Source organism: Vibrio gazogenes (genome assembly GCF_002196515.1).
GTDB classification, from domain to species: Bacteria; Pseudomonadota; Gammaproteobacteria; order Enterobacterales; family Vibrionaceae; genus Vibrio; species Vibrio gazogenes_A.
This window is the reverse complement of sequence record NZ_CP018835.1, coordinates 2,007,044-2,032,956: the sequence shown is the minus strand read 5'-3', so window position 1 is coordinate 2,032,956 and position 25,913 is coordinate 2,007,044. Positions and strand designations below refer to the sequence as shown.

Below are 25,913 nucleotides of genomic sequence, written 5' to 3'. Positions count from 1 at the left end.
AAGTATTGCAAAAAACGCAACACAAATAGACAACGATATGAATATCAAAATATTAGAACTTTTTGTCCACCTCTGTGACAGTAAAAACTTCAGTAAAACTGCAGCGGCAATGCACATTAGTCCATCCGCGTTAAGTCGCCAGATTCAAAAGTTCGAGGATGAAATCGGGCAACATCTATTTATCCGGGATAACCGCCGGGTAGAAATCACGCCAACCGGCCTTCAACTCCTGCCGATTGCCATGAAAATTATCAGTGAGTGGCAGCAGTTTCAAGCACAGTTGCATGAGAACAATCAAACTCTGAAAGGTGAAATTCGGCTGTTTTGTTCGGTTACCGCCAGCTATAGCCACCTTCCCGAATTACTCGCTGATTTTCGCTCTCAACACCCGTTTATTGAATTTAAGCTGTTAACGGGCGACCCCGCTCAGGCGATCGACAAAGTTCTGAACAATGAAGCCGATCTAGCCATCTCAGCGTTGCCGGAGCAACTGCCTAACCGGATTGTATTTGAATCAATCAGTGAGATACCGCTGTCAGTCATTGCTCCTGTCGGTGTCAGCAGTTTCGAACAGGCACTTTGTGCCGACCCGATTGATTGGTCAATGATTCCATTCATCATCCCAGAATCAGGAACAGCAAGAGAAAGAGCCAATACTTGGTTTAAGGAAATGGAAATTAAGCCGAACATCTATGCTCAGAGTGCCGGACATGAAGCGATTGTGAGCATGGTTGCACTCGGATACGGGATAGGTATTGCGCCAGATGTCGTCATCAATAACAGTCCGGCCCGCGAAAAGGTGCAACGCTTACCGGAGAGTCAACTGATACAACCATTTCAACTGGGTGTCTGTTGCCGTCAGTCCCAGTTAGAGCAACCACTGGTAAAAGCCTTATGGCAAGTTGTTACTGCAAAAAGAAGTATTGTGACTTAATGCCTGTTTTTGCAGAAGACTTAAGGACATTGTTGATTTCATAAAAAATGCCTGAGTACAACAACTCAGGCATTGGCATATACCGTTTCAAGACCATTCAAATGGATTGATCACACTTTAAATTTACCAACCAAATCGAACATTTTCTCCGAGACCGCCCGGAATGCTTCTGCACTATCAATCTGATCTTGAGCGTCTTCGGTTAGTTGATTCGCAATACCATTAATCTGCTGCGTATTGCGTGTAATATCCTCACAAACACAAGACTGTTCCTCAGTTGCTGTTGCAATCTGGATTGAAGCACCTTTTATCTGATCAATCGAACTGGCTAACATGATCAAACTTTCGCTGGCAGTATTAGCTTGCTCGACAGCATTATCGGTCATCGATTTACTATTTTTCATGACGTTTGCAGCTTGTTGCGTTGTCTGTTGCAACGCTTGAATCATTTGCTGAATTTCTTCCGTTGAACTGGTTGTTTTTTGTGACAGATTACGAACTTCGTCAGCAACCACAGCAAATCCCCGTCCATGTTCTCCGGCTCTGGCAGCTTCAATCGCCGCGTTCAGTGCCAGTAAATTGGTTTGTTCCGCAATGCCCTGAATCGTCGTAATGATCGTGGTAATCTGCTGAGAATTGTCATTGAGCTTACTGATAATATCACTTGTCGTATGTACTTCACTGGCAAGCATCTCTATCGACTCTCTGGTATTTTCAACGACTAATTTGCCATCCGTACATGCCGTGGAGCTACTTTCCGCGATTCCTGCAGCCTGTTCGGAGCTAGATGCAATTTCGGCCGTTGCCTTTGACATCTCAGAGATGGCATCGGTGACCAACGTGACTTTCTCTAACTGTTGCCCTGAATCAATCTGCCACTGATGTGCTTTCTCCGTCGCTGTCGCAGCCATGCGCTTCAGATCTGCGCTAAGACTGACCACTTCCCGAATCAGACTCCCTAACTTATCCACAAACCCATTAAAGGCGCGCGAGAGCTCTCCGACCTCATCTTTCGCAGTCGTATCAAGCTTCCTCGTCAGATCACCATGTCCTTGAGAGATTTGTTGCAGAACCTGCGTCACACTGTTGATCTGTGAGGTAATGACTTTTGAAACATAAAATGCGATCAGAATGAAAATAATGACTAAAGGGATCACAATCGCAAACGTCACATAAGTCTGTTTTACCGCAGCTGCATAAACTTCTGATTTAGGAACGAGTGCAACAAAGCGCCAACCCAGTTTAGAAATAACGATTTGTCCAAGAAAATCCGTGCCACCGCGGTTCACTTCAAATAAATCTTTCGGGTGTTCACTCATCAACTTAAAAAATGGCGTATCAATATCACTGACCGATTTAAAACTATTTTCCGGTTTGAACGGATCGACCAAAATCGTGTCATTATCTTCCAATAATACAATATAGCCATTCTCACCAATCGTAATATTCTTAACGATATCAGTCAGTTCATTCACCGATATATCCAAGCTAACGGCGCCGAGAACTTGATTATTTTTATCTTTTACCGCTTTGGCAATCGCAATATAAGTGGCATCATCGCCCTTCCAGTAATAAGCATGGGTCATGACGGCTTTACCATTTGCAGCCATTGCAGCCTTATACCATGGGCGAATGCGGGGATCGAAAGGAGAAGAAAACTGACTTCCCGGCCATTCAATATAACTCCCTGTTGCACGTCCGGTATAAACATAAGCTAGGTTTTGTTTTGCTTTACCAAAGCGTTCAAAGATATCAAAGAGTCGCTTTGATTGCCCCTCGAGAGAAGACCATCCCTTAAAGTCATCCACTTTCTGTTGGTCAACAAAGCTTGGCGCATTCGATAAATGTTCGGTAACCTCAGGAATTGATGCAAGGTAATCAATACTTTTTTTCGCGTTATCAAAGAAAATATTAAATGCACGATCAACCTGTGAGATTTCTTTCATCGTCGCTTTTTGAAATTGGGTGATAGCCGCATCAGTCACTTCTCTTATGGAGAAAGTCGCTAAAAAAGCAACAGGCACTGTCACTGCAATCACAAACGTTGCAATCAGCTTTGTTCTAATCTTCATGAGTACCCTCTCACCAAATTTCGGCCTATACCAAATCTAATTTGAAAATAGTGTGTGATAGCGTTTCTACAAAATTCACCGGCGTTATCCAACAAGCTCATCACATACTTTAATGGATTAAGTTATCACACAAATAAAATTAAAAATCACTAGATAGCGTCGCTTATTGAGTAAAAGAGTCGTAAATAGAACAATTGATAGGATCTACGAATTGAGAGCAAGACATAAACAAGTATAGGATCAAGAGCGACTATACTGATATTTCCACATTGACAAGGTATTCTCCATGATGAATATTCAATTCATCTTTTTATGCTTATCAAATGAAACATCTTCGATTGAATGAACTTTATTTCAGAGAATAACAACTGATATAGGTTTAAGTTTATATTATCTGCATCAGTTCCATTGAGAATAATATGATTTATCAACGGAAAAATACAACACAGTGCTTTCGACAAAAGACCAAAATTAATTGGCCCTGATGATTTTAGAATCAAAGCGTTATAGTATATTTTTCGGCACGATTCTCCGTAGTTTAACCCCAATGCGTTTAGATAACCGAACCTTTCCGTCAGGGTTAAAATCTTTGGTGACCTGCCATGACCCTCTGCCTAATTCTGGCATCAGGCCTAAACTCATAAACCTCTACGCCAGTATCCAGCAATGCGGCTCTATTTCTTTGGTAACCGCTAAAGGCCTCTAAATTATCGTTAGATGCCAGACTATTGGTGATAATTTTTATTTTGACTCGTCCCTTGTTCCAAGATATATACACCGGTCTTATACTGCATTTCTGATGCGAAAGGCCCGGTAAACTGAGATAAGGTCTGTGTTGTCCTATCGAGTGGTTCCGCACAATAGTCGTGAACAGATAATTTCACGCTGTCTGGTGCTGAAGAGCAGCCAGCAATGAGCAGAAAAATAGAATATAAAACAATATTGGATGTAGATTTTCTTCGACATAAAAAACAACAAGGAAAGTGTGTAATCGCGTCAAACAACATACTCGACAGCTCACATTATGTCACGGTTACTTGGTCCACGGACGACAGTAGCACCAGATCATTCTCATTTTTATGAGGATGAATATATAAAAGAACAACTGATGAAGTTTTGAATATTCTGATAGGCCAGAGGCGCTGAATAGATGGATGAATACATCAAATTCTGACGGGAAAAATAGGGCAATTAACGGGCATGGATAGGTGATTTTTTGACATAAAAAAAGCTGTTGATAAACAACAGCTTTTTAAAGGTGGCGGAGAGATAGGGATTTGAACCCTAGGTACGCTATTAACGTACGCCGGTTTTCAAGACCGGTGCTTTCAACCACTCAGCCATCTCTCCACAAATTGTTACTTAAATAAAGTCTTATTGATTAGATGCTTTATTTAGTTTTGCCTTCAGATTTTTCAAAATCTGAAAACAAGGAAGTAAGCCTGGCGATGTCCTACTCTCACATGGGGAGACCCCACACTACCATCGGCGCTGTTTCGTTTCACGTCTGAGTTCGGCATGGAATCAGGTGGGTCCAAAACGCTATCGTCGCCAAGCAAATTCTTTCAATTCGAAAAGCTGATTCTCTCTACACAATCAAGTCTCTTATGAGCCCTAAAACCCCTTCGGTGTTGTATGGTTAAGTCTCACGGGCAATTAGTACAGGTTAGCTCAACGCCTCACAGCGCTTACACACCCTGCCTATCAACGTTCTAGTCTCGAACAACCCTTCAGGACGCTTTAAGCGCCAGGGAGAACTCATCTCAAGGCTCGCTTCCCGCTTAGATGCTTTCAGCGGTTATCGATTCCGAACTTAGCTACCGGGCAATGCGATTGGCATCACAACCCGAACACCAGAGGTTCGTCCACTCCGGTCCTCTCGTACTAGGAGCAGCCCCTTTCAATTCTCCAACGCCCACGGCAGATAGGGACCGAACTGTCTCACGACGTTCTAAACCCAGCTCGCGTACCACTTTAAATGGCGAACAGCCATACCCTTGGGACCGACTTCAGCCCCAGGATGTGATGAGCCGACATCGAGGTGCCAAACACCGCCGTCGATATGAACTCTTGGGCGGTATCAGCCTGTTATCCCCGGAGTACCTTTTATCCGTTGAGCGATGGCCCTTCCATTCAGAACCACCGGATCACTATGACCTGCTTTCGCACCTGCTCGAGCCGTCACTCTCGCAGTTAAGCGGGCTTATGCCATTGCACTAACCTCACGATGTCCAACCGTGATTAGCCCACCTTCGTGCTCCTCCGTTACTCTTTGGGAGGAGACCGCCCCAGTCAAACTACCCACCAGGCACTGTCCTCACCCCGGATAACGGGGCCAAGTTAGAACATCAAACATACAAGGGTGGTATTTCAAGGTCGGCTCCACAATCACTAGCGTGACTGCTTCAAAGCCTCCCACCTATCCTACACATGTAGGCTCAATGTTCAGTGCCAAGCTGTAGTAAAGGTTCACGGGGTCTTTCCGTCTAGCCGCGGGTACACTGCATCTTCACAGCGATTTCAATTTCACTGAGTCTCGGGTGGAGACAGCGTGGCCATCATTACGCCATTCGTGCAGGTCGGAACTTACCCGACAAGGAATTTCGCTACCTTAGGACCGTTATAGTTACGGCCGCCGTTTACCGGGGCTTCGATCAAGAGCTTCGACCTAAGTCTAACCCCATCAATTAACCTTCCGGCACCGGGCAGGCGTCACACCGTATACGTCATCTTACGATTTTGCACAGTGCTGTGTTTTTAATAAACAGTTGCAGCCACCTGGTATCTGCGACTCTCAATAGCTCCATCCGCGAGGGACTTCACCGTCAAGAGCGTACCTTCTCCCGAAGTTACGGTACCATTTTGCCTAGTTCCTTCACCCGAGTTCTCTCAAGCGCCTTGGTATTCTCTACCCGACCACCTGTGTCGGTTTGGGGTACGATTTCTTGTGAACTGAAGCTTAGAGGCTTTTCCCGGAAGCATGGCATCAATGACTTCACATCCGTAGATGCTCGACATCGTGTCTCAGCCTATTGTGGGACCGGATTTGCCTAATCCCACAGCCTACGCACTTGAACCTGGACGACCGTCGCCAGGCCCACCTAGCCTTCTCCGTCCCCCCATCGCATTCACAACAAGTACGGGAATATTAACCCGTTTCCCATCGACTACGCTTTTCAGCCTCGCCTTAGGGGTCGACTTACCCTGCCCCGATTAACGTTGGACAGGAACCCTTGGTCTTCCGGCGGGGAGGTTTTTCACCCCCCTTGTCGTTACTCATGTCAGCATTCGCACTTCTGATACCTCCAGCATGCTTTACAACACACCTTCAACGGCTTACAGAACGCTCCCCTACCCAATGCGATAAATCGCATTGCCGCAGCTTCGGTTTACAGCTTAGCCCCGTTACATCTTCCGCGCAGGCCGACTCGACTAGTGAGCTATTACGCTTTCTTTAAATGATGGCTGCTTCTAAGCCAACATCCTAGCTGTCTGAGCCTTCCCACATCGTTTCCCACTTAGCTGTAATTTGGGACCTTAGCTGGCGGTCTGGGTTGTTTCCCTCTCCACGACGGACGTTAGCACCCGCCGTGTGTCTCCCGGATAGTACTTACTGGTATTCGGAGTTTGCAAAGGGTTGGTAAGTCGGGATGACCCCCTAGCCTTAACAGTGCTCTACCCCCAGTAGTATTCGTCCGAGGCGCTACCTAAATAGCTTTCGGGGAGAACCAGCTATCTCCGAGTTTGATTGGCCTTTCACCCCTAGCCACAAGTCATCCGCTAATTTTTCAACATTAGTCGGTTCGGTCCTCCAGTTGATGTTACTCAACCTTCAACCTGCCCATGGCTAGATCACTCGGTTTCGGGTCTATATCCAGAGACTAAACGCGCAGTTAACACTCGCTTTCGCTACGGCTCCCCTAATCGGTTAACCTTGCCACTGAATATAAGTCGCTGACCCATTATACAAAAGGTACGCAGTCACACCACGAAGGTGCTCCTACTGCTTGTACGTACACGGTTTCAGGTTCTATTTCACTCCCCTCACAGGGGTTCTTTTCGCCTTTCCCTCACGGTACTGGTTCACTATCGGTCAGTCAGGAGTATTTAGCCTTGGAGGATGGTCCCCCCATCTTCAGACAGGATATCACGTGTCCCGCCTTACTCGTTTTCACTTAAACAACGCCTTCGGTTACGGGGCTATCACCCTCTATCGCGTGCCTTTCCAGACACTTCACCTAACGCTGTAAAAGCTTAAGGGCTACTCCGATTTCGCTCGCCGCTACTTTCGGAATCTCGGTTGATTTCTTTTCCTCGGGGTACTTAGATGTTTCAGTTCTCCCGGTTCGCCTCATCAGGCTATGTATTCACCTGATGATACATGCTGCTGCATGTGGGTTTCCCCATTCGGAAATCGTAGACTCAAGTGGCTCTTACTGCCTCATCTACGCTTATCGCAAGTTAGTACGTCCTTCATCGCCTCTGACTGCCAAGGCATCCACCGTGTACGCTTAGTCACTTAACCATACAACCCGAAGAAGTTTCGAGCTGCATTATCAGTAACCTAGGTGTCTCTCATTATTTTACATGAGTGAGAGACTGGTTTTGCCGGACTCAATTGAATAGACACTAAATCGTGTCATTCCAAGAACACTTGATTGTGTTGGTCTTTCTCTTTCGAGAAAGTATTGAGAACTTTTACAAATAATCGTCTGTTTCCAGAGAAACACACATTATTTTGTCAGCTTTCCAAATTGTTAAAGAGCAAAGATTTTGTATATTACAAAACCATTTTTAAACATACTATTTAAATACATTTAAAAATGGTATCCCGTAGGGGAGTCGAACCCCTGTTACCGCCGTGAAAGGGCGGTGTCCTAGGCCTCTAGACGAACGGGACAATGCACTCTACATAAACCAAATCAATCTGTGTGGACACTCATCCAAAATATCTTTTCGTAAGGAGGTGATCCAGCGCCAGGTTCCCCTAGCGCTACCTTGTTACGACTTCACCCCAGTCATGAACCACAAAGTGGCAAGCGTCCTCCCGAAGGTTAAACTACCTGCTTCTTTTGCAGCCCACTCCCATGGTGTGACGGGCGGTGTGTACAAGGCCCGGGAACGTATTCACCGTGGCATTCTGATCCACGATTACTAGCGATTCCGACTTCATGGAGTCGAGTTGCAGACTCCAATCCGGACTACGACGTACTTTTTGGGATTCGCTCACTTTCGCAAGTTGGCAACCCTCTGTATACGCCATTGTAGCACGTGTGTAGCCCTACTCGTAAGGGCCATGATGACTTGACGTCGTCCCCACCTTCCTCCGGTTTATCACCGGCAGTCTCCCTGAAGTTCCCACCCGAAGTGCTGGCAATCAAGGATAAGGGTTGCGCTCGTTGCGGGACTTAACCCAACATTTCACAACACGAGCTGACGACAGCCATGCAGCACCTGTCTCAGAGCTCCCGAAGGCACACCAGAATCTCTTCCGGCTTCTCTGGATGTCAAGAGTAGGTAAGGTTCTTCGCGTTGCATCGAATTAAACCACATGCTCCACCGCTTGTGCGGGCCCCCGTCAATTCATTTGAGTTTTAATCTTGCGACCGTACTCCCCAGGCGGTCTACTTAACGCGTTAGCTCCGAAAGCCACGGCTCAAGGCCACAACCTCCAAGTAGACATCGTTTACGGCGTGGACTACCAGGGTATCTAATCCTGTTTGCTCCCCACGCTTTCGCATCTGAGTGTCAGTATCTGTCCAGGGGGCCGCCTTCGCCACCGGTATTCCTTCAGATCTCTACGCATTTCACCGCTACACCTGAAATTCTACCCCCCTCTACAGTACTCTAGCCTCCCAGTTTCAAATGCAACTCCGGGGTTAAGCCCCGGGCTTTCACATCTGACTTAAAAAACCACCTGCATGCGCTTTACGCCCAGTAATTCCGATTAACGCTCGCACCCTCCGTATTACCGCGGCTGCTGGCACGGAGTTAGCCGGTGCTTCTTCTGCAGCTAACGTCAAAATGTAACTCTATTAAAGCTACACCCTTCCTCACTGCTGAAAGTACTTTACAACCCGAAGGCCTTCTTCATACACGCGGCATGGCTGCATCAGGCTTGCGCCCATTGTGCAATATTCCCCACTGCTGCCTCCCGTAGGAGTCTGGACCGTGTCTCAGTTCCAGTGTGGCTGATCATCCTCTCAGACCAGCTAGAGATCGTCGCCTTGGTGAGCCCTTACCTCACCAACTAGCTAATCCCACCTGGGCATATCCCGACGCGAGAGGCCCGAAGGTCCCCCTCTTTGGTCCGTAGACGTTATGCGGTATTAGCCATCGTTTCCAATGGTTATCCCCCACATCAGGGCAATTTCCCAGGCTTTACTCACCCGTCCGCCGCTCGTCAGCAAAGAAGCAAGCTTCTTTCTGTTACCGCTCGACTTGCATGTGTTAGGCCTGCCGCCAGCGTTCAATCTGAGCCATGATCAAACTCTTCAATTAAAGTTTTTGTGACACCAAAGTGTCGGCTCAATGAATACTGCTTTTCGTCTCCGCTTTAAAAAAAGCAGAAGCAAAAAGTGACATTACATAAGTAATGTTGAATTGACTGTGCTCTTGTCAGATAACAGTAAACTGCTTTCCAACTTGATATTGGTCACTCGATTCATTGATAAAATCTTATTGGATATTTATCGACGAGTGCCCACACAGATTGATTGGTCTATATTGTTAAAGAGCGATTCTTCAAAACGTTCTACGTTCGAAGAGGCGGTCATTCTAGCGAGATAAATCTTGGTGTCAAACACTTTTTTCAGATTTATTTTTCGGTGAAGACCGGACTGACACAGATGGGGATTTCTCTCCGCTATCCCGTGTCAGCGAGGGGCATTATAGGCATCGCCTTTCGATTGGCAAGCCCTTTTTAATAAGTTTTCCTATGTTTCTAATCAACCGAGTGTTTTTTAGGCAGAAAGTCTATTTTTACTCCAAACTGAAAAGCCATTATCCTTATTCGACACCACGAAAAGCAAAAAACTAACATTTTGAGGAGAGCATCATGAGTTCAATTCGGCGCTATAAAGGGATTGCCCCAGAACTTGGTCGACGTGTTTATGTGGATAGTACTGCTGTATTAGTCGGTGATATCCGGATCGGGGATGATTCGAGTATCTGGCCTTTGGTGGCGGCCCGAGGCGATGTTAACCATATCCATATCGGGAAAAGAAGTAATATTCAGGATGGTTCGGTTCTTCATGTCACTCACAAAAATGCCGCGAACCCGAATGGTTTCCCACTGATTATTGGCGATGATGTCACTGTAGGTCATAAAGCAATGCTACATGGTTGTACAATTCAGGACAGAGTTCTGGTTGGTATGGGCAGCATTATTCTTGATGGGGTGACGGTAGAAAGTGAAGTTGTCATTGGAGCAGGTAGTTTGGTCCCACCCAACAAAACATTGCAAAGCGGCTACCTTTATATGGGCAATCCTGCCAAACAGGCTCGCCCACTCACGGATGAAGAACGAGCCTTCTTAGTTAAATCTGCAGAGAACTATGTTCAGAATAAAGATGACTTTCTTCATCAAGTAGAAGATATCGGCTAGTTAGAGACGGTCAGGTCGATTTGCCCGAGCGCATTGTATGCTTCATCTTCAATTAGCTGCTCGGCCAATTCTTCGCAATCGAAACGATATTGAGAGAAAATCCTGACAGCCTCTTCTTCATTCGTTATTTGCTGGCCGGAAATGTGTTCCAGAACAGTAACGGCAACAGTACACTCAATTAACGCCCCCTGACATTGAGCCGGAAAGCGGATTTGCTGCGTTGCTTGATCCCAAGACTGCACATCAGGAAAAAGAATCGACTGATTCATAGACTGCCTTCCAAATTGCGTCTCAGCTCTCTTAATATCTGCCGCGTGCCGGGGCGAATGCCACGCCATAGCATGAAGCTTTCCGCCGCTTGTCCAACTAACATCCCCAAGCCATCATAGGCATGAGCACACCCATTCTCCACAGCCCAGTGATTAAAAACCGTGAGCCCTTTGCCATACATCATGTCATAAGCAACACTTCTTTCTGCAAAGATATCACTGGAAATATCCGGTAGCGCTCCGGACAGACTTGCTGACGTCGAATTGATTACCACATCGAATGCCGTATGGATTTCTGACATCGGTTGAGCCGAGACTGGTACGGATGTTAACGAGTCTTGATTTTGACGGTTATGTTCTTGGAAAAAAGTAGCAAGATCTTGTGCTTTGGTGAAAGTCCGGTTGGTAATCACAATTGAGTCGGGAGATTGTGCTAATAAAGGATGAATCACGCCTCTTGCTGCACCACCCGCACCAATTAACAAAATTTTCGCTCCCTTCAAGGGCACCTGATACTGCAATAAATCCTGAACCAGACCAGCACCATCGGTATTGTCCCCGAGAATGCCGCCATCATCGAGTTTCTTTAATGTATTGACCGCACCAGCAATTTGGGCGCGCTCGGTCAACAGATCGGCAAACGCGTATGCTTCCTCTTTAAAGGGAACAGTCACATTACATCCCTTTCCCCCTCGAGAGAAAAACGCATCTACTGCTGTTTTAAAACCATCTATCGGCGCCAACTCAGCCGTATAGACCATGTCTTGGTTGGTCTGGCGAGCAAACAGTGTCTGTATAAAAGGAGATTTGCTGTGACCGATTGGATTGCCGAATACTGCATACTGATCCTGATAAGCCATATCCTTGCCTTCACTCAAAGAAAATAGAAAAGAATCTTTTGACCCTATCACTCCCAACGAACACTGTCACCAATCTCTTGGCGTCAAATATTCCGTCAGACGCGCTTCTGCACTGTCGGGCTGAGGTTGATAACCGTACTCCCAACGAACCAGTGGCGGCATAGACATCAGAATCGACTCGGTTCGTCCACCCGATTGCAGACCAAACAATGTGCCCCGGTCAAACACCAGATTAAATTCCACATATCGTCCTCGTCGGTACAGCTGGAACTGACGTTCATGTTCAGTAAACTGACAGTCTTTGCGCCGCTCAACAATGGGCAGATAAGCGCGAGTGTATCCCTCACCGACTGCTCGGATATAAGCAAAGCAGGTGTCGAAATCCCACTGATTCAGATCATCAAAGAAAAGCCCGCCAACACCGCGGGTTTCTTCTCGATGCGGTAAGAAAAAGTACCGATCACACCAATCCTTATGTTGTTGATAAACCTCTGAGCCAAACGGCTGACAAATCTCTTTCGCCACTTGGTGCCAATGATGGCAATCTTCGTCAAACGGATAGAATGGCGTTAAGTCAAACCCGCCACCAAACCACCAGACGGGTGGTTCGCCATCCTTTTCTGCAATGAAGAAACGAACATTCATATGTGAAGTGGGAACGTAAGGATTATTGGGGTGCATGACCAAAGAAACGCCCATTGCTTCGAATCGACGTCCTTTTAACTCCGGTCGATGGGCCGTTGCAGACGCAGGCATTTCATGACCGGTGACATGGGAAAAATTAACGCCGCCCTGTTCAAATATATGACCATTGCACATCACACGACTACGTCCGCCACCACCCAAGCGGTCACCCGGTTCGCGGTGCCATTCATCTTGCTCAAATCGGGATATCCCATCAGCGGCTTCAAGCTGCTGACAAATTGAATCCTGTAGTTGCAGTAAAAAAGTTTTAACGGCCTGTTTATCAATACCACTCATTGCGATTTCTCTTGTCTCTACCCTTGTCTTAATATTTCCAGCGTGCGTGCATCTCGAATCTCACTGGGTTTATCGCGCCCACCGGTTTGCCCGGCCAAAATAGCACGGAGACAGTGGCCAAGTTGCTGCTGCACCGCTTCTGTCGTCATACAAGGCGGCTGGCCGGTTAAATTGGCACTGGTTGAAGTAATGGGTTTGCCATAAGCATCGCACAATTGCCGAACCTGTGGATGATCCGTGACCCGAACGGCAATCGTATCAAACACACCACAGAGCCAAACCGAAACACGATCACTGGCCGGCATAACCCAGGTGACAGGTCCCGGCCAACTGGCCTGAACATCAGCCAATTGTTGTGCTGAAAGCTGACTTTCATCAATGTAAGGTTGTAACTGTGCATAACTGGATGCAATGAGAATCAACCCCTTTTCAACCGGACGGTTTTTGATTTCCAGTAACTTTTGAATCGCGTCAGGCTGGTCAGGGTCACACCCGACGCCAAATACGCCTTCAGTCGGATAGGCAATCACATCACCTTGATGCAACGCATCAAGCACCTGCTCAAAATTATTCACAATACTTCTCATTATGCTCGGATGATGATGCCACTAGTGTACAAACGATCATGCCAAAAAACGAAATCAATTTTGTCCGAAAATACGTTATCGGGGGAACCTTCCAGACGCAAACGTTTTCCTTCGGCAAATTTCCCCGTATAATGCGCGCAAAATTGTCGCACGTTGACAGCATAAACATACTTGAGCATTGCAATAAACCTGAAGGAGTCTGAGATGAAAGTCGGAATTATAATGGGCTCGAAGTCCGATTGGCCAACGATGAAGCTCGCCGCAGAAATGTTAGAGCAATTCGGTGTGGAATATGAAACCAAGGTCGTTTCAGCACACCGTACACCTCAGTTACTGGCCGACTATGCAAGTCAGGCCAAAGCACGTGGTCTCAAAGTGATCATCGCTGGTGCTGGCGGCGCTGCTCACTTGCCGGGCATGGCCGCAGCTTTTACCAGTCTACCCGTGCTGGGTGTTCCGGTTCAATCCAAGGCGTTAAAAGGAATGGACTCGCTACTTTCTATCGTTCAGATGCCTAAAGGTATCGCGGTTGGTACTTTAGCGATTGGTGAAGCTGGTGCAGCGAACGCAGGTATTCTGGCAGCGCAAATTATTGGCGTTCACGATGAACAGGTTATGCAAAAAGTTGAAGCGTTTCGTCAATCGCAAACAGATACCGTTCTTGCCCATCCAGATCCAACCGAGGAATAACCAGTATGCACGTACTTGTCTTAGGCGCAGGCCAACTCGCGCGGATGATGTCACTTGCCGGAGCGCCCTTGAACATTCACATTAGCGCCTTCGATGTGGTCAGTGGGCAGATGATTCATCCGCTGACTCAGGAAGTACAAGGGCATGGTTTGGAGAATGCCATTCAGCAAGCGGATGTCATTACTGCCGAATTTGAACACATCCCACATGATGTTCTCCACCAGTGCGAACAGAGTGGGAAACTACTCCCCGGCGCACAAGCCATCAAAACCGGTGGTGACCGTCGTCTCGAAAAAGCACTGCTTGATGAAGCCGGCGTCAAAAATGCCAAGTATTTTGTCATCAAAACCAGAGATGACTTTGACAGTGCGATTCGCCATGTCGGTATACCAATGGTTCTGAAGAGTGCTTTAGGCGGGTATGACGGAAAAGGTCAGTGGCGACTAAAATCAACAACCGATGCCGATGCAATCTGGCCGGAAATGCAACAATGTATTGAAGCTAGTGACAATCAAGCGATTGTTGCTGAAGAATTTGTCCCCTTTGATCGCGAAGTATCACTGGTTGGAGCTCGTGGCAAAGATGGGCAATGGGTTGTTTACCCACTATCAGAGAACATCCACACCGATGGTGTACTGAGTCTATCAACATCCATAGATGCGCAAATGTTACAGCAACAGGCCAAAACCATGTTTGAAGCAGTTGCGAACACGCTCAATTACGTGGGGGTCCTCGCGCTGGAATTTTTTGATGTTCAGGGGCAGTTACTTGTCAACGAGATCGCGCCTCGGGTACACAACTCAGGCCACTGGACTCAACAGGGCGCAGATACATGCCAGTTTGAGAATCATTTACGTGCAGTATGTGGTTTACCTCTGGGCAGTACAAAACTGATTCGCCCCACATGTATGGTGAATATTCTGGGCGAAGATACACTCCCCTCAGAGATTCTGGCAACGGAAGGATGCCATATCCACTGGTATGGTAAAGAAAAACGTTCAGGCAGAAAGATGGGGCACATCAATGTCAGTGCGGATTACTATGCAGAGCTGGAGCGAATCATCTGTTCGCTTGCTGATATACTTCCGGCAGATGCATTTCCAGCTGTCCATCAATTCGCCAGCCAACATCAATAATGCCATGTAGTCCATGGTTTGACTCACGTTTCAAACCAGAGCTTGAATAACCGACTCATCAGCCAAGGGTATCACTGCCCTTGGTGACTTATTCCATCATTTCGTTATTCAGTCTCTTGAACATGACCGCACCGCCGGGCAGCACACACCAATGTCATACCGGATGCCGATTTTTTTTCAATCAACAGCGGGAAACCACATTCGCTACATTGCCCAATCACTGGCGGAGCATTGATCGCAAACTTACACTTCGGATACTGATCGCAAGCCCAGAAAGTCTTACCAAACCGAGATTTTCGTTCAACCAATTGACCAGTATGACATTCCGGACAACACACCTCTCGGGGTTGTTCAGTCTTGGGCGGATCGGAAGATTCAATATGATGACATTGCGGGAAATGGCTACAGCCGATAAACATGCCATAACGCCCCTGCCTTAATACCAATTCATTGCCACACTCAGGGCAGGGCACACCTAAAGCTTTAACAACATGGCCATCTTGTTGGTGACGCGGGCGAATATAATCACATGCGGGATAGGCAGAGCAGCCCCAAAATGGTCCGTGTTTACCATGACGCAACTGTAACGCACTACCACATTGGGGACATGACTCAGCTTCATCCAAAGCATGTTCATGTGCAGAAAATAATTGCTGATCTATATGACGACTCATTGAATCTCTATTAGTGCAAAATACCTTGCTCTTTGGTATACAGCCATTCTTCCATCAGCGTATAGGCACTCTCATTACCCGGAACATTGAATAGCACCATCAGAATAATCCATTTCAAATCATCCAGTTCAAATTCATTGGTTTCTAATCCCATCACTCGATCAATGACCATTTCTCGAGTTTCAGGGGTCAGCACTTTAATTTGCTCCAAGAACAAAAGGAATCCGCGGCATTCAACATCAAGTCGGGCTGTCTCCTTCTCGGTATAGACTCGCATTGCTGTTGCAGCACTGATCGATAACGGAGAATGCACATCACTTTGTTGTAGAGATGCCAATTCTTCCAACCAGTTGAGGGCTTTGTAGATCTCTTTCTGATGAAAACCTGCACGCAGGAGCTCATCCTCTAACTCATCTTGATCAACTTGTAACTCAGCATCGCTATGGATGTAAGTTTCGAATAGATACATAAGAATATCCATCATCATAGCTAGCCCCTCCCCTTACGAATATAGCCACCAGCAACTGCAATCACGTGCCCGGATAATTCCAGCTCTAGTAGCTGTCTCATCACTTCATGAACTGGTATATGGGTTCGCGTTGCAAGAATATCAACTGGCGTCGCTTTTACCCCTACGTTAGCTAACACTTCAGCAAATGGCAATTCTTCGTCGTCAATTAATGGCGGAAAAAGCTCATTTTGCTGAATTTTCTCTTCTTGCTTCTCTTCTTTCTTTACCCAAGCAGATAACGTACCAACTTCAGAGAGTATCTGTTCAATATTCTGAACTAAGCAAGCGCCATCACGAATTAGTGCATTACTTCCCCGATAACCGTGCTGATGAATCGCGCCCGGGATCACAAAAACATCCCGATTTTGCTCAGCTGCATACCTTGCGGTAATCAACGACCCACTCTTTTCTGCAGCTTCAATCACCAGTACTCCCAGAGATAACCCACTGATAATCCGGTTACGGCGAGGAAAGTTCATTGATTTGGGCGGTGTTGAGGGACAAAATTCTGACACCAGAACACCGGACTGCTGTTCAAGCATCCGCTCAGCCAGCCCACGATGCCGGGCCGGATAGATACGCTCTAAGCCAGCCCCTAAAACAGCAATGGTTTTACCACCCCCCTCAATTGCTCCCAGATGAGCCTGTCCATCAATCCCTAGCGCCAACCCGCTGGTCACTGCCACTTGATGCTGAGCAAGCCCACTCGCAAAATGCCATGCATCTTGCAATCCTTGCATACTCGCATGTCGGCTACCGACAATGGCTATCTGTGGTACGGATAGCAGCGTAATATCTCCCTGCACAAACAACAGTGGTGGTGGCGACGGAATTTCTTTCAACAGTGCCGGATACTCCGGTGAAAAATAAGTCACGATATGACGATGATTGCCACGCATTTGCCATTCAAGGCAATCTTCAGCCACTTGATTCGCGGCTCCGGAGAACAGATAAGAGACCTGCACAGACGAGAGTCCCAAAGCAAGCCACTCTTTTTCAGAATAACGACTCAACAGCTCAAGCGATGCTTTGCCGAGTAACTTTAACAACGATTGTGTTCCCAGACGCGGCGTCATGCAGAGTTTTATCCACATCAATAGTCGGTCATGTTCTGTAACATGCGAGGCTGATTGGTACATCTCCGGAGATATCCTGATACAAAGTCATAAGTTGGTGAAACAATGGTCCAATCGACGGATAATTAATAATCACTTCGATTTATCACTCACAATGCTGTCAATTAGGTCTTAAAATGTCTAGAATTGGAGCATTGGACTTTTTATTGTTTCGGCACATTTCAACAATTTGAGTGTATATGTCTGTATTACAAGTATTAACTTTTCCTGATGAACGTTTAAGAACGGTCGCAAAACCCGTTCAAGAAGTCACACCTGAAATCCAGAAGTTCGTTGATGACATGATCGAAACCATGTACCAAGAAGATGGGATTGGTCTGGCAGCAACACAGGTTGATTTTCATCAGCGTATCGTGGTGATAGATGTCTCTGAAACCCGCGATCAGCCTCGTGTATTGATTAACCCTGAAATCCTCGAAAAACGGGGAGAAGATGGCATCGAGGAAGGATGTCTATCGGTTCCGGGCTCAAGAGCTCTGATTCCAAGAGCAGCAGAAGTGACGGTTCGTGCACTAGACCGGGACGGAAAAGAATATACCTTTGAAGCCGATGACCTTCTGGCTATCTGTGTACAACATGAGTTGGATCACCTTCAAGGGAAATTATTCGTCGATTATCTCTCTCCGCTAAAACGTAAACGGATTAAAGAGAAGCTGGAAAAAATCAAACGCGCGAACGAAAAAAAGAAAAATGAAGCATAAGTGAGGTCACGGTGAGTCAGTCACTCAAAATTATTTTCGCCGGAACTCCGGATTTTGCCGCCCGTCATCTGGCGGCATTATTGTCTTCAGAACATGAAGTCATTGCAGTTTACACCCAGCCAGATCGCCCCGCCGGACGAGGCAAGAAACTGACCGCCAGCCCAGTCAAAACCTTGGCAACAGCGCATCAGATTCCGGTTTATCAACCGGAAAACTTTAAATCACCAGAAAGCAAACAACAACTGGCCGAACTCAATGCTGATTTGATGGTTGTTGTCGCCTATGGACTCTTACTTCCTCAAGCTATTCTGGATACCCCACAACTAGGGTGTATCAACGTGCATGGTTCGATTCTGCCTAAATGGCGTGGTGCAGCACCTATCCAGCGTTCTATCTGGGCGGGCGATCAAGAGACGGGTGTTACAATCATGCAGATGGATGCGGGATTAGATACCGGTGATATGTTGTCGATTGCCAAACTCCCCATCGAATCAACCGATACCAGTGCTTCAATGTACGAGAAACTTGCCCATTTAGGGCCACAAGCGCTCATTGAAACGCTCAATGCAATAAGCACTAAGCAAATAACACCCGTTCGTCAGGATGACCAACTCGCGAGTTACGCACAGAAACTGAGTAAAGAAGAAGCCCGTATAGACTGGTCACAACCAGCCGATTTTATTGAACGCTGTATCCGGGCATTCAATCCCTGGCCGGTCAGTCATTTTTCCGTAACCGATCCCAAAGCAGAGTCATCCCCCGCCATTAAGGTCTGGCAAAGTCGTGTTGAGCACGTATCGACTGACCAGCCAGCCGGAACCATCATTCGAGCGGATAAAACTGGCATTTATATTGCGACAGGAAAAGATGTTCTGGTTTTAGAACAACTACAAGTGCCCGGCAAGAAAGCAATGCCTGTTCAGGATATTCTCAATGCCCGCGCCGAGTGGTTTGGGGTAGGAACTCAGCTCAATTAATACGATCGATAACCGCTCGGTTATCGACTTTACTTAAGGTTCAGATTCATGATGAATGTTCGTGCTGCTGCCGCTTCAGTTGTTTTTCAAGTTGTTGACCAAGGCGCATCACTGTCCTCTGTATTACCAGAGGCCCAGAAAAAAATAAAACCCAGAGATCATGCGCTCCTTCAGGAGATCTGTTTCGGTGTACTTCGCTATCTTCCACGTTTAGAAGCCGCTGCACATGAACTGATCAGTCAACCACTGACCGGAAAAAAACGAGTTTTTCATCATTTAATTCTGGTGGGCTTGTATCAAATTCAATTTATGCGCATCCCGGACCATGCTGCCGTCGGAGAGACTGTCAGCGCAACTCAGGATTTAAAAGGCTCACGCCTACGCGGTTTAGTGAACGCGATTCTGAGAAATTATCAGCGCAACAGTGCATCGATCGAGCAACGCCTACAAGCCAGCAAACATGATGCCGTTCAATACTGTCATCCTAAATGGTTATTGAAAGCACTGCAGGAAAGCTATCCTGAGCAATGGCAGTCTATCGTCACAGCCAACAATCACAAAGCACCGATGTGGCTTCGGATCAACCATCAGCATCACACGACTGAAAGTTACTTGAAGCGACTGGAAGAACAAAACATTGATGTGAGTCTACATCCGGAAGCCAAAGACGCCATAAAATTGGCGACGCCTTGTGATGTCAAATTATTACCGGGGTTTGAGCAAGGCTGGGTATCCGTTCAGGATGCGGCGGCACAGTTATCGGTCCATTATTTAGCACCGCAGGCCAAAGAACTGATTCTTGACTGTTGTGCCGCACCCGGTGGTAAAACGGCACATATTCTGGAACAGATTCCCGATGCACAAGTGGTTGCCGTTGATTGCGATTCATCAAGATTAAAACGGGTGAATGAGAACCTTGAACGGCTCAATCTGGATGCCAAAATCATCTGTGGAGATGCCCGGCACCCTGAAGATTGGTGGCATGGGGAGATGTTTGACCGTATTTTACTGGATGCTCCCTGTTCGGCAACGGGTGTTATCCGGAGACATCCGGATATAAAATGGCTGCGTCGTGCCGATGACATTACCGCATTGGTTTCGCTACAAAGTGAAATTCTGGATGCGATGTGGGCCCAGTTAAAACCCGGTGGAACCATGGTTTACGCGACTTGTTCAGTGTTACCTCAAGAAAATAGTCAGCAGATAAAAACGTTTTTATCTCGAACATTAGATGCACAACTGATAAATTCAGAAATTGATAATCCGGGGCGACAAATTCTGCCGGGAGAAAATGATATGGATGGTTTCTATTACGCAGTGTTACGGAAAACCGTCTAGTGTGACTTGAAACATATATCTGAGTCATCACGGATTTTAAGCGCACTGTCTTTTCAGTGGTAAACAAGAGATTATGTTATGAAAATCATCATTCTTGGAGCCGGTCAGGTAGGTGGCACACTGGCGGAAAACCTAGTTGGTGAAAACAACGATATTACGATTGTCGATAAAAGTAGTGACCGCCTGAGAGAACTTCAGGATAAATACGACCTTCGTGTTGTCAACGGACATGCCAGCCATCCGGGGGTTCTCAAAGAAGCTGGCGCTCAGGATGCCGATATGCTGGTGGCGGTGACAAACACCGATGAAACCAATATGGCTGCCTGTCAGGTCGCATTTACCTTGTTTAACACGCCAAACCGTATCGCCCGAATTCGTTCTCCTGAATACCTTGCTGAAAAAGAAACACTCTTTCATTCCGGGGCGGTCCCGGTAGATCATTTAATTGCACCGGAAGAACTGGTAACCAGTTATATCGAGCGCTTAGTCCACTATCCCGGTGCACTACAAGTGGTCAGCTTCGCCAATCAAAAAGTCAGTCTGGTCGCGGTAAAAGCGTATTATGGCGGCCCACTGGTTGGCAATGCTCTCTCAGCATTGCGCGAACATATGCCACATATCGAAACCCGCGTTGCAGCCATTTTCCGGCAAGGCAGACCCATTCGTCCTCAGGGAACAACGGTCATTGAAGCCGACGATGAAGTTTTCTTTGTCGCTGCCAGTAATCATATCCGTTCGGTCATGAGTGAACTACAGCGTCTGGAGAGACCTTACCGCAGAATCATGATCGTCGGGGGTGGTAACATCGGGGCAAGTCTCGCCAGACGTCTGGAGCATAGCTACAGTGTCAAACTGATAGAAAGAAGCTACCAGCGTGCTGAATATCTGTCGGAACAGTTGGAAAATACCATTGTGTTTTGTGGTGATGCCGCAGATCAGGAGCTGCTGACCGAAGAAAACATCGATCAAGTGGATGTGTTCATTGCCCTGACCAATGAAGATGAAACCAACATTATGTCTGCCATGCTGGCAAAACGCTTAGGCGCCAAAAAAGTGATGGTTCTGATTCAGAGAGGCGCTTATGTAGACCTCGTGCAAGGCGGTGTCATTGATGTTGCGATATCGCCACAACAGGCAACCATTTCAGCATTACTCACACATGTTCGCCGGGCTGATATCGTCAATGTCTCCTCCTTACGCCGCGGTGCTGCGGAAGCCATTGAAGCGATTGCTCACGGTGATGAAACCACCTCAAAAGTGGTCGGCAAAGCGGTTGGGGATATCAAACTGCCTCCCGGTACGACTATCGGTGCGATTGTGCGGGGGGAAGAGGTCCTGATCGCTCATGACCGGACACTCATCGAACAAGATGATCATGTCGTCATGTTCTTGGTTAACAAGAAGTATGTTTCCGATGTGGAAGCGTTGTTCCAGCCCAGTCCATTTTTCCTGTAGTGGTTGGTGACCATGCTGAATCTAAAATCGATTCTATTTGTTCTGGGCTTGGTGCTCTCCAAACTCGCTTTGTTCATGTACGTTCCGACATTGGTGTCTTTCGTCAGTGGCACGGCCGGATTTCTGGACTTCGGACAAGCCGTCCTGATCACTCATGTTGCAGCCTTTATTTTTCTGACTCTCGGGCGGACTGCAAATTTTAAGCTGAATGTCCGGGATATGTTCCTGATCACCAGTTTAGTCTGGACAGTCGCCAGTGCTTTTGCAGCACTCCCTTTCGTGTTTATCAATCACATTAGTTTTACGGACGCCTATTTTGAGACGATGTCCGGCATTACGACAACCGGCTCCACCGTCCTGAGCGGTCTGGATAACATGGCACCCAGCATCTTACTCTGGCGCTCAATCTTACAATGGTTGGGTGGGGTCGGATTTATTGTGATGGCGGTAGCCGTCCTGCCAATGCTCAATGTCGGCGGAATGAAACTGTTCCAGACGGAGTCTTCTGACTGGTCCGATAAAAGTAGTCCCCGGGCCAAAACTGTCGCCAAAAATATCGTGATTGTTTATGTCATCCTGACGCTTTTATGTTGCATTGGCTATGTCATGACTGGCATGACCGTGTTTGAGGCTATCAATCACTCATTCACAACATTATCGACCGGAGGATACTCAACCTCTGACGGTTCCATGAACCACTTCTCAAAAGGTGCCCATTGGATTGCCACCATTTTTATGTTCCTTGGCGGATTACCCTTCTTACTTTTTGTCTCAGCAATCCGTAAAAAAACACCGATCGAACTGTATAGAGATGCTCAAGTACGCGGTTTCTTCTATTTGTTTCTCGCAGCAAGCAGTATTGTGGCTGTGTGGCTCATCATCCATAACGGCTATCCCGTGATGGATGCCATTCGGGTTGCCATGTTTAATATTGTTTCTGTCGTAACAACAACTGGATATGGACTAGATGACTTTACTGCTTGGGGAGCGCTGCCCAGCACCGTATTTGCGTTTTTAATGATGGCCGGAGCCTGTTCCGGTTCGACGGCCGGTGGGATCAAAATATTCCGTTTTCAAATAGCCATCACGCTACTCAATCGACAGATGATGAAGCTCATTCATCCTTCCGGGGTCTTCGTTCAGCGCTATAATAACCGCCCGGTTACAGATGACATTATTCGTTCCGTTGTCGCTTTTGCACTGACTTTTGGGATTACAATCATCATCATTGCTGCTGCACTTAGTGCCATGGGATTGGATTCAACAACCAGTATTTCCGGTGCCATCACCGCCGTTTCAAACGTCGGCCCGGGGATGGGCGACATCATCGGCCCGACCGGTAACTTTGCGCCGCTACCAGACATGGCTAAATGGATTCTGAGTTTTGGTATGTTAATGGGAAGGCTGGAAATTCTGACGATTCTGGTTCTGTTCTTTCCCGCATTCTGGCGGAGTTAACACCGACAAAAAGCATCACATACCAGCAGACATCACCACAGTCAGTGTCATACGCCAGATACTTTTGACATCAAAGGTCTCAACACTCAGGACAACACATAATAATAAATAGAGAAGAAGTGGCAGGCACAGCCACTGAGAACGAAACCATGCCAAATCGCATGATTATATGGGATCTTTTTCGCCACATAGAAAATCACCCCGAGCGTGTAGATAATTCCGCCGGCAGCCAGCAAAGTCAATCCGCCGATATTCAGGTGAATCGCCAACTGATAGACCACGATTAAAGACAGCCATCCCATAACGACATAGATGACTAAAGACAAACGTTTAAAGCGGTGAATAAAGGCGATTTTTAAGACAATACCAACCAACGCAATCAACCAGATCACAGACATCAGTCCGATCGCTAAGGGGGTTCTCAGACTCACCAAGAGGAAAGGGGTATAACTGCCGGCAATCAACAGATAAATTGCACAATGATCGAACGTTTTGAGCCAGCGTTTGGCGCGCTGAACCGGAATCGAATGATAAAGCGTCGACGCAAGAAACAACAGAATGATGCTGCCACCGTAGATCGCAACACTCGTGACCGTCAAAACATCATCGGTTCCTGATGTGGCTTTCACCAGCAGCATCACTAAACCGACGATACCTAGAATCAAGCCAACACCGTGTGTGACCGAATTCCATAGCTCTTCTTTGAACGTATATCCCTGATTCAACGAGGTCATGTGAAACTCCTGAGGATCCATATCTTCGCTGAGTATGACACAATTCAACTTACATGTGTACGCTGAATTTTATGTGCTTTCCTCAAGAAAATCGAATACTCGCGCTGCCACCTGTTCAAGCGGTGTTTCGAGCGGAATCATCAGATGACGTTTCAACGCACCACTGCCAAGCAGATGAGACAACATACCACTGACACCATGCTGTTGTCGGTCAATCTCAAACCATAATTCTAAGCCAGACTCTGAACGATAAGCGATCACTTCAACTTCACGCCAGCGGCCATGATAAGGCCCGGTTGTCGGCACAAACTCGAACTCCTGAACGAACGGTAGCTCGAATCCACTGGCCGCTTCACATTCAACCTGACGAATTCGGAATCCCCGGGACTCGAACGCACTAAATACAGCGTCGAGCAATGGCTCCGGTCGTACCGTCACTTCATCTTTATCTGTCGGATCGGCAGCGAGAGCAATATCCAATCCGGTTTCCAACCAAACTTTTGCATCACCAATCGTGATGGGTGTATTCCAGGGAATATTGAATGTCACCAAAAAATCCCGAGTTTCTCCGGGGTGAATGGTGAACGCATACGGCAAGCGCCATTGATCCAAAACACAGTGCCGATGCACTCTTTGCGTCCGAGGGCTTCCCTGACGATCATCGCCAATCGGCGCTTCATCGATATAGCGACAACACAATCGTGCTTCAATATTATCAATGTCCTGTGCTGTCGCTCCGCCATAGACATGGATCGTAACATTGGCCTGTTGTCCGGGTTGGAGCACCTCTTGTTGTAACACAGAGTCAACTTTTGCTGACCCGATACCAAAACTTGCGAGGGTTTTCTTCAAAAAAGACATCTCTACCTCCCCCAGCCTTCTGCGATTAACGTTATCTCATCCGATCATGAGCTAAATGGGTCATCCATAGTAATACTGAACTTTGCCAGAACTCAATTCTCAACATCAATAATTTAAATTTTATGACATTGTATGAACAAAAGGTTATCGATCAATTCATATGTAAATGCTATGCTTAGTCATGTGTACATAAATTGTACATACGAAATTCCTAGACAGCTATTCGGAACGGTTTTCGCCAGATGAGCCCACCTTCAGCAGTGATGATGAAGTCTTGACTCAATAGCTAATCTAGGCCATTGAAATGGCAAGGGAAATGTCTGACCGTTAGGTATATATATGCGCCCAGCAGCAGTCAGGTTTTCGCACTCACATGGTAGTGCGTCACGTCGTCGAGCAAGCTTTGCAGCTTCTAGACCAAAAGTAAAAGTTGCACCTGTAATGACCCCGGCAGAGAAGCGTGTTCATGAAGAACCGCAAACATCAACCGAAGTAAAAGCAGCATAAGCCAACCCCATGAAAGCGCAGTCAAACACTGCGCTTTTTTATTGTCTTTTTCACGTTGGTTTCCTGCCTGTAATTTGCTACTTTACCAGCATAAGTCCATACAAAAATCATGGAGAAACCGATGAAATGTCACCGTATCGAAGAACTGCTCGACCTGTTAGAACCCGAGTGGCAAAAAGATTCTGAGTTAAACTTGCTGACCTTTTTGGTCAAACTCGCCAACGAAGCCGGTTATCAAGGCAACTTGGCAGATTTAAGCGACGATACGCTGATCTATCATCTGAAAATGCGCCATAGCGCCAAAGATGAGATGATCCCGGGCTTAAAAAAAGATCAGGAAGATGATTTTAAAACCGCTATTTTAAAAGCTCGCGGTATTATCGAATAACCACGCTGGCCCCATTCGGGGTCTGCGATGACATCAAT

Annotated in this window: 20 protein-coding genes, 2 tRNA genes and 3 rRNA genes; 10 read left to right on the top strand and 15 right to left on the bottom strand. The window is 46.9% G+C overall.

The features are described from left to right. The first annotated feature begins 37 nt into the window (after window positions 1-37). Window positions 38-934, top strand: a complete 897-nt coding sequence (gene ilvY / locus BSQ33_RS09180) for an HTH-type transcriptional activator IlvY (RefSeq protein ID WP_088134565.1) — start codon at window positions 38-40, stop codon at window positions 932-934. A gap of 110 nt (window positions 935-1,044) precedes the next feature. On the opposite strand, the gene BSQ33_RS09175 is transcribed toward ilvY, so the two are convergent. From BSQ33_RS09175 to BSQ33_RS09145, 6 genes are all read right to left on the bottom strand, one after another. Beyond that, window positions 1,045-3,006 (bottom strand): methyl-accepting chemotaxis protein, encoded by a 1,962-nt coding sequence (locus tag BSQ33_RS09175; RefSeq protein ID WP_088133895.1) that lies wholly within the window; start codon window positions 3,004-3,006, stop codon window positions 1,045-1,047. A 1,259-nt stretch (window positions 3,007-4,265) separates the two neighbouring features. After that, window positions 4,266-4,356: transfer RNA gene (locus BSQ33_RS09165), tRNA-Ser, on the bottom strand. Between the two features lie 90 nt (window positions 4,357-4,446). Beyond that, window positions 4,447-4,562, bottom strand: a 5S ribosomal RNA gene (gene rrf, locus BSQ33_RS09160). 79 nt (window positions 4,563-4,641) lie between these two features. Then, a 23S ribosomal RNA gene (locus BSQ33_RS09155) occupies window positions 4,642-7,531 on the bottom strand. A gap of 299 nt (window positions 7,532-7,830) precedes the next feature. Next, a tRNA-Glu gene (locus BSQ33_RS09150) sits at window positions 7,831-7,906 on the bottom strand. Window positions 7,907-7,965: 59 nt separating this feature from the next. Beyond that, window positions 7,966-9,507: ribosomal RNA gene (locus BSQ33_RS09145) — 16S ribosomal RNA — on the bottom strand. The 16S, 23S and 5S rRNA genes sit together here with 2 tRNA genes alongside, the layout of an rRNA operon. A gap of 556 nt (window positions 9,508-10,063) precedes the next feature. Between BSQ33_RS09145 and BSQ33_RS09140 the strand changes: the two genes are divergently transcribed. Further along, the gene (locus BSQ33_RS09140; protein WP_021021484.1) at window positions 10,064-10,612 is read left to right on the top strand and encodes a gamma carbonic anhydrase family protein; all 549 of its coding nucleotides are present in this window, start codon (window positions 10,064-10,066) and stop codon (window positions 10,610-10,612) included. Here BSQ33_RS09140 and BSQ33_RS09135 read toward each other — a convergent pair. From BSQ33_RS09135 to BSQ33_RS09120, 4 genes are all read right to left on the bottom strand, one after another. Then, window positions 10,609-10,881: a DUF1488 domain-containing protein gene (locus tag BSQ33_RS09135; protein WP_021021483.1), complete on the bottom strand. Its 273-nt coding sequence runs from the start codon at window positions 10,879-10,881 to the stop codon at window positions 10,609-10,611. The two genes, BSQ33_RS09140 and BSQ33_RS09135, sit on opposite strands and share 4 nt — an antisense overlap. Next, window positions 10,878-11,741, bottom strand: a complete 864-nt coding sequence (aroE, locus tag BSQ33_RS09130; protein WP_088133894.1) for a shikimate dehydrogenase — start codon at window positions 11,739-11,741, stop codon at window positions 10,878-10,880. The genes BSQ33_RS09135 and aroE overlap by 4 nt, the downstream gene beginning before the upstream one ends. Before the next feature lie 66 nt (window positions 11,742-11,807). After that, window positions 11,808-12,722: an oxygen-dependent coproporphyrinogen oxidase gene (hemF, locus tag BSQ33_RS09125; RefSeq protein ID WP_021021481.1), complete on the bottom strand. Its 915-nt coding sequence runs from the start codon at window positions 12,720-12,722 to the stop codon at window positions 11,808-11,810. Window positions 12,723-12,739: 17 nt separating this feature from the next. Then, the gene (locus tag BSQ33_RS09120; RefSeq protein ID WP_420070610.1) at window positions 12,740-13,309 is read right to left on the bottom strand and encodes a Sua5/YciO/YrdC/YwlC family protein; all 570 of its coding nucleotides are present in this window, start codon (window positions 13,307-13,309) and stop codon (window positions 12,740-12,742) included. Window positions 13,310-13,513: 204 nt separating this feature from the next. On the opposite strand from BSQ33_RS09120, the gene purE reads away from it, so the two are divergent. Continuing rightward, window positions 13,514-13,999 (top strand): 5-(carboxyamino)imidazole ribonucleotide mutase, encoded by a 486-nt coding sequence (gene purE / locus BSQ33_RS09115; protein WP_072963465.1) that lies wholly within the window; start codon window positions 13,514-13,516, stop codon window positions 13,997-13,999. 5 nt (window positions 14,000-14,004) lie between these two features. Beyond that, window positions 14,005-15,135: a 5-(carboxyamino)imidazole ribonucleotide synthase gene (locus BSQ33_RS09110; RefSeq protein WP_021021478.1), complete on the top strand. Its 1,131-nt coding sequence runs from the start codon at window positions 14,005-14,007 to the stop codon at window positions 15,133-15,135. Window positions 15,136-15,239: 104 nt separating this feature from the next. Here BSQ33_RS09110 and BSQ33_RS09105 read toward each other — a convergent pair whose 3' ends face one another. Genes BSQ33_RS09105 through dprA form a run of 3 tightly spaced genes read right to left on the bottom strand, consistent with a single transcriptional unit; the run spans window position 15,240 to window position 17,459 of the window. Continuing rightward, window positions 15,240-15,809 carry a type I DNA topoisomerase gene (locus tag BSQ33_RS09105; protein WP_088133893.1) on the bottom strand — a complete coding sequence of 190 codons (570 nt, stop codon included), beginning with the start codon at window positions 15,807-15,809 and terminating at the stop codon, window positions 15,240-15,242. 10 nt (window positions 15,810-15,819) lie between these two features. After that, window positions 15,820-16,293 (bottom strand): DUF494 family protein, encoded by a 474-nt coding sequence (locus BSQ33_RS09100; RefSeq protein WP_027694359.1) that lies wholly within the window; start codon window positions 16,291-16,293, stop codon window positions 15,820-15,822. Between the two features lie 5 nt (window positions 16,294-16,298). Then, complete coding sequence (gene dprA, locus BSQ33_RS09095) at window positions 16,299-17,459, bottom strand: DNA-processing protein DprA (protein ID WP_420070609.1); 1,161 nt, start codon at window positions 17,457-17,459, stop codon at window positions 16,299-16,301. A gap of 176 nt (window positions 17,460-17,635) precedes the next feature. Between dprA and def the strand changes: the two genes are divergently transcribed. The 5 genes from def to BSQ33_RS09070 all read left to right on the top strand — a co-directional run bounded on the left by def (window position 17,636) and on the right by BSQ33_RS09070 (window position 23,385). After that, entirely contained in the window at window positions 17,636-18,157 is a 522-nt protein-coding gene (gene def / locus BSQ33_RS09090) for a peptide deformylase (protein ID WP_021021474.1), read from the top strand. Between the two features lie 11 nt (window positions 18,158-18,168). After that, window positions 18,169-19,134: a methionyl-tRNA formyltransferase gene (gene fmt / locus BSQ33_RS09085; RefSeq protein WP_021021473.1), complete on the top strand. Its 966-nt coding sequence runs from the start codon at window positions 18,169-18,171 to the stop codon at window positions 19,132-19,134. A 51-nt stretch (window positions 19,135-19,185) separates the two neighbouring features. Then, on the top strand, window positions 19,186-20,472 hold the full coding sequence (gene rsmB, locus BSQ33_RS09080) for a 16S rRNA (cytosine(967)-C(5))-methyltransferase RsmB (protein WP_027694357.1): 1,287 nt from the start codon (window positions 19,186-19,188) through the stop codon (window positions 20,470-20,472). A gap of 78 nt (window positions 20,473-20,550) precedes the next feature. Beyond that, entirely contained in the window at window positions 20,551-21,927 is a 1,377-nt protein-coding gene (gene trkA / locus BSQ33_RS09075) for a Trk system potassium transporter TrkA (protein ID WP_021021471.1), read from the top strand. 12 nt (window positions 21,928-21,939) lie between these two features. After that, window positions 21,940-23,385, top strand: coding sequence for a TrkH family potassium uptake protein (locus BSQ33_RS09070; protein WP_021021470.1), 1,446 nt, complete (start codon window positions 21,940-21,942; stop codon window positions 23,383-23,385). 86 nt (window positions 23,386-23,471) lie between these two features. On the opposite strand, the gene trhA is transcribed toward BSQ33_RS09070, so the two are convergent. After that, window positions 23,472-24,119: a PAQR family membrane homeostasis protein TrhA gene (gene trhA / locus BSQ33_RS09065; RefSeq protein ID WP_021021469.1), complete on the bottom strand. Its 648-nt coding sequence runs from the start codon at window positions 24,117-24,119 to the stop codon at window positions 23,472-23,474. Between the two features lie 69 nt (window positions 24,120-24,188). Continuing rightward, window positions 24,189-24,980, bottom strand: a complete 792-nt coding sequence (locus BSQ33_RS09060) for a sporulation protein (protein WP_021021468.1) — start codon at window positions 24,978-24,980, stop codon at window positions 24,189-24,191. Window positions 24,981-25,608: 628 nt separating this feature from the next. Between BSQ33_RS09060 and BSQ33_RS09050 the strand changes: the two genes are divergently transcribed. Then, window positions 25,609-25,875 carry a YihD family protein gene (locus tag BSQ33_RS09050; protein WP_021021467.1) on the top strand — a complete coding sequence of 89 codons (267 nt, stop codon included), beginning with the start codon at window positions 25,609-25,611 and terminating at the stop codon, window positions 25,873-25,875. The last annotated feature ends 38 nt before the right edge of the window (window positions 25,876-25,913 follow it).

Bases quoted from the DNA above. Each gene is read 5' to 3' on its own strand.
- ilvY (WP_088134565.1), top strand. From the start codon at position 38: ATGAATATCAAAATATTAGAACTTTTTGTCCACCTCTGTGACAGTAAA.
- BSQ33_RS09175 (WP_088133895.1), bottom strand. From the start codon at position 3,006: ATGAAGATTAGAACAAAGCTGATTGCAACGTTTGTGATTGCAGTGACA.
- BSQ33_RS09140 (WP_021021484.1), top strand. From the start codon at position 10,064: ATGAGTTCAATTCGGCGCTATAAAGGGATTGCCCCAGAACTTGGTCGA.
- BSQ33_RS09135 (WP_021021483.1), bottom strand. From the start codon at position 10,881: ATGAATCAGTCGATTCTTTTTCCTGATGTGCAGTCTTGGGATCAAGCA.
- aroE (WP_088133894.1), bottom strand. From the start codon at position 11,741: ATGGCTTATCAGGATCAGTATGCAGTATTCGGCAATCCAATCGGTCAC.
- hemF (WP_021021481.1), bottom strand. From the start codon at position 12,722: ATGAGTGGTATTGATAAACAGGCCGTTAAAACTTTTTTACTGCAACTA.
- BSQ33_RS09120 (WP_420070610.1), bottom strand. From the start codon at position 13,309: ATGAGAAGTATTGTGAATAATTTTGAGCAGGTGCTTGATGCGTTGCAT.
- purE (WP_072963465.1), top strand. From the start codon at position 13,514: ATGAAAGTCGGAATTATAATGGGCTCGAAGTCCGATTGGCCAACGATG.
- BSQ33_RS09110 (WP_021021478.1), top strand. From the start codon at position 14,005: ATGCACGTACTTGTCTTAGGCGCAGGCCAACTCGCGCGGATGATGTCA.
- BSQ33_RS09105 (WP_088133893.1), bottom strand. From the start codon at position 15,809: ATGAGTCGTCATATAGATCAGCAATTATTTTCTGCACATGAACATGCT.
- BSQ33_RS09100 (WP_027694359.1), bottom strand. From the start codon at position 16,293: ATGATGGATATTCTTATGTATCTATTCGAAACTTACATCCATAGCGAT.
- dprA (WP_420070609.1), bottom strand. From the start codon at position 17,459: ATGTACCAATCAGCCTCGCATGTTACAGAACATGACCGACTATTGATG.
- def (WP_021021474.1), top strand. From the start codon at position 17,636: ATGTCTGTATTACAAGTATTAACTTTTCCTGATGAACGTTTAAGAACG.
- rsmB (WP_027694357.1), top strand. From the start codon at position 19,186: ATGAATGTTCGTGCTGCTGCCGCTTCAGTTGTTTTTCAAGTTGTTGAC.
- trkA (WP_021021471.1), top strand. From the start codon at position 20,551: ATGAAAATCATCATTCTTGGAGCCGGTCAGGTAGGTGGCACACTGGCG.
- BSQ33_RS09070 (WP_021021470.1), top strand. From the start codon at position 21,940: ATGCTGAATCTAAAATCGATTCTATTTGTTCTGGGCTTGGTGCTCTCC.
- trhA (WP_021021469.1), bottom strand. From the start codon at position 24,119: ATGACCTCGTTGAATCAGGGATATACGTTCAAAGAAGAGCTATGGAAT.
- BSQ33_RS09060 (WP_021021468.1), bottom strand. From the start codon at position 24,980: ATGTCTTTTTTGAAGAAAACCCTCGCAAGTTTTGGTATCGGGTCAGCA.
- BSQ33_RS09050 (WP_021021467.1), top strand. From the start codon at position 25,609: ATGAAATGTCACCGTATCGAAGAACTGCTCGACCTGTTAGAACCCGAG.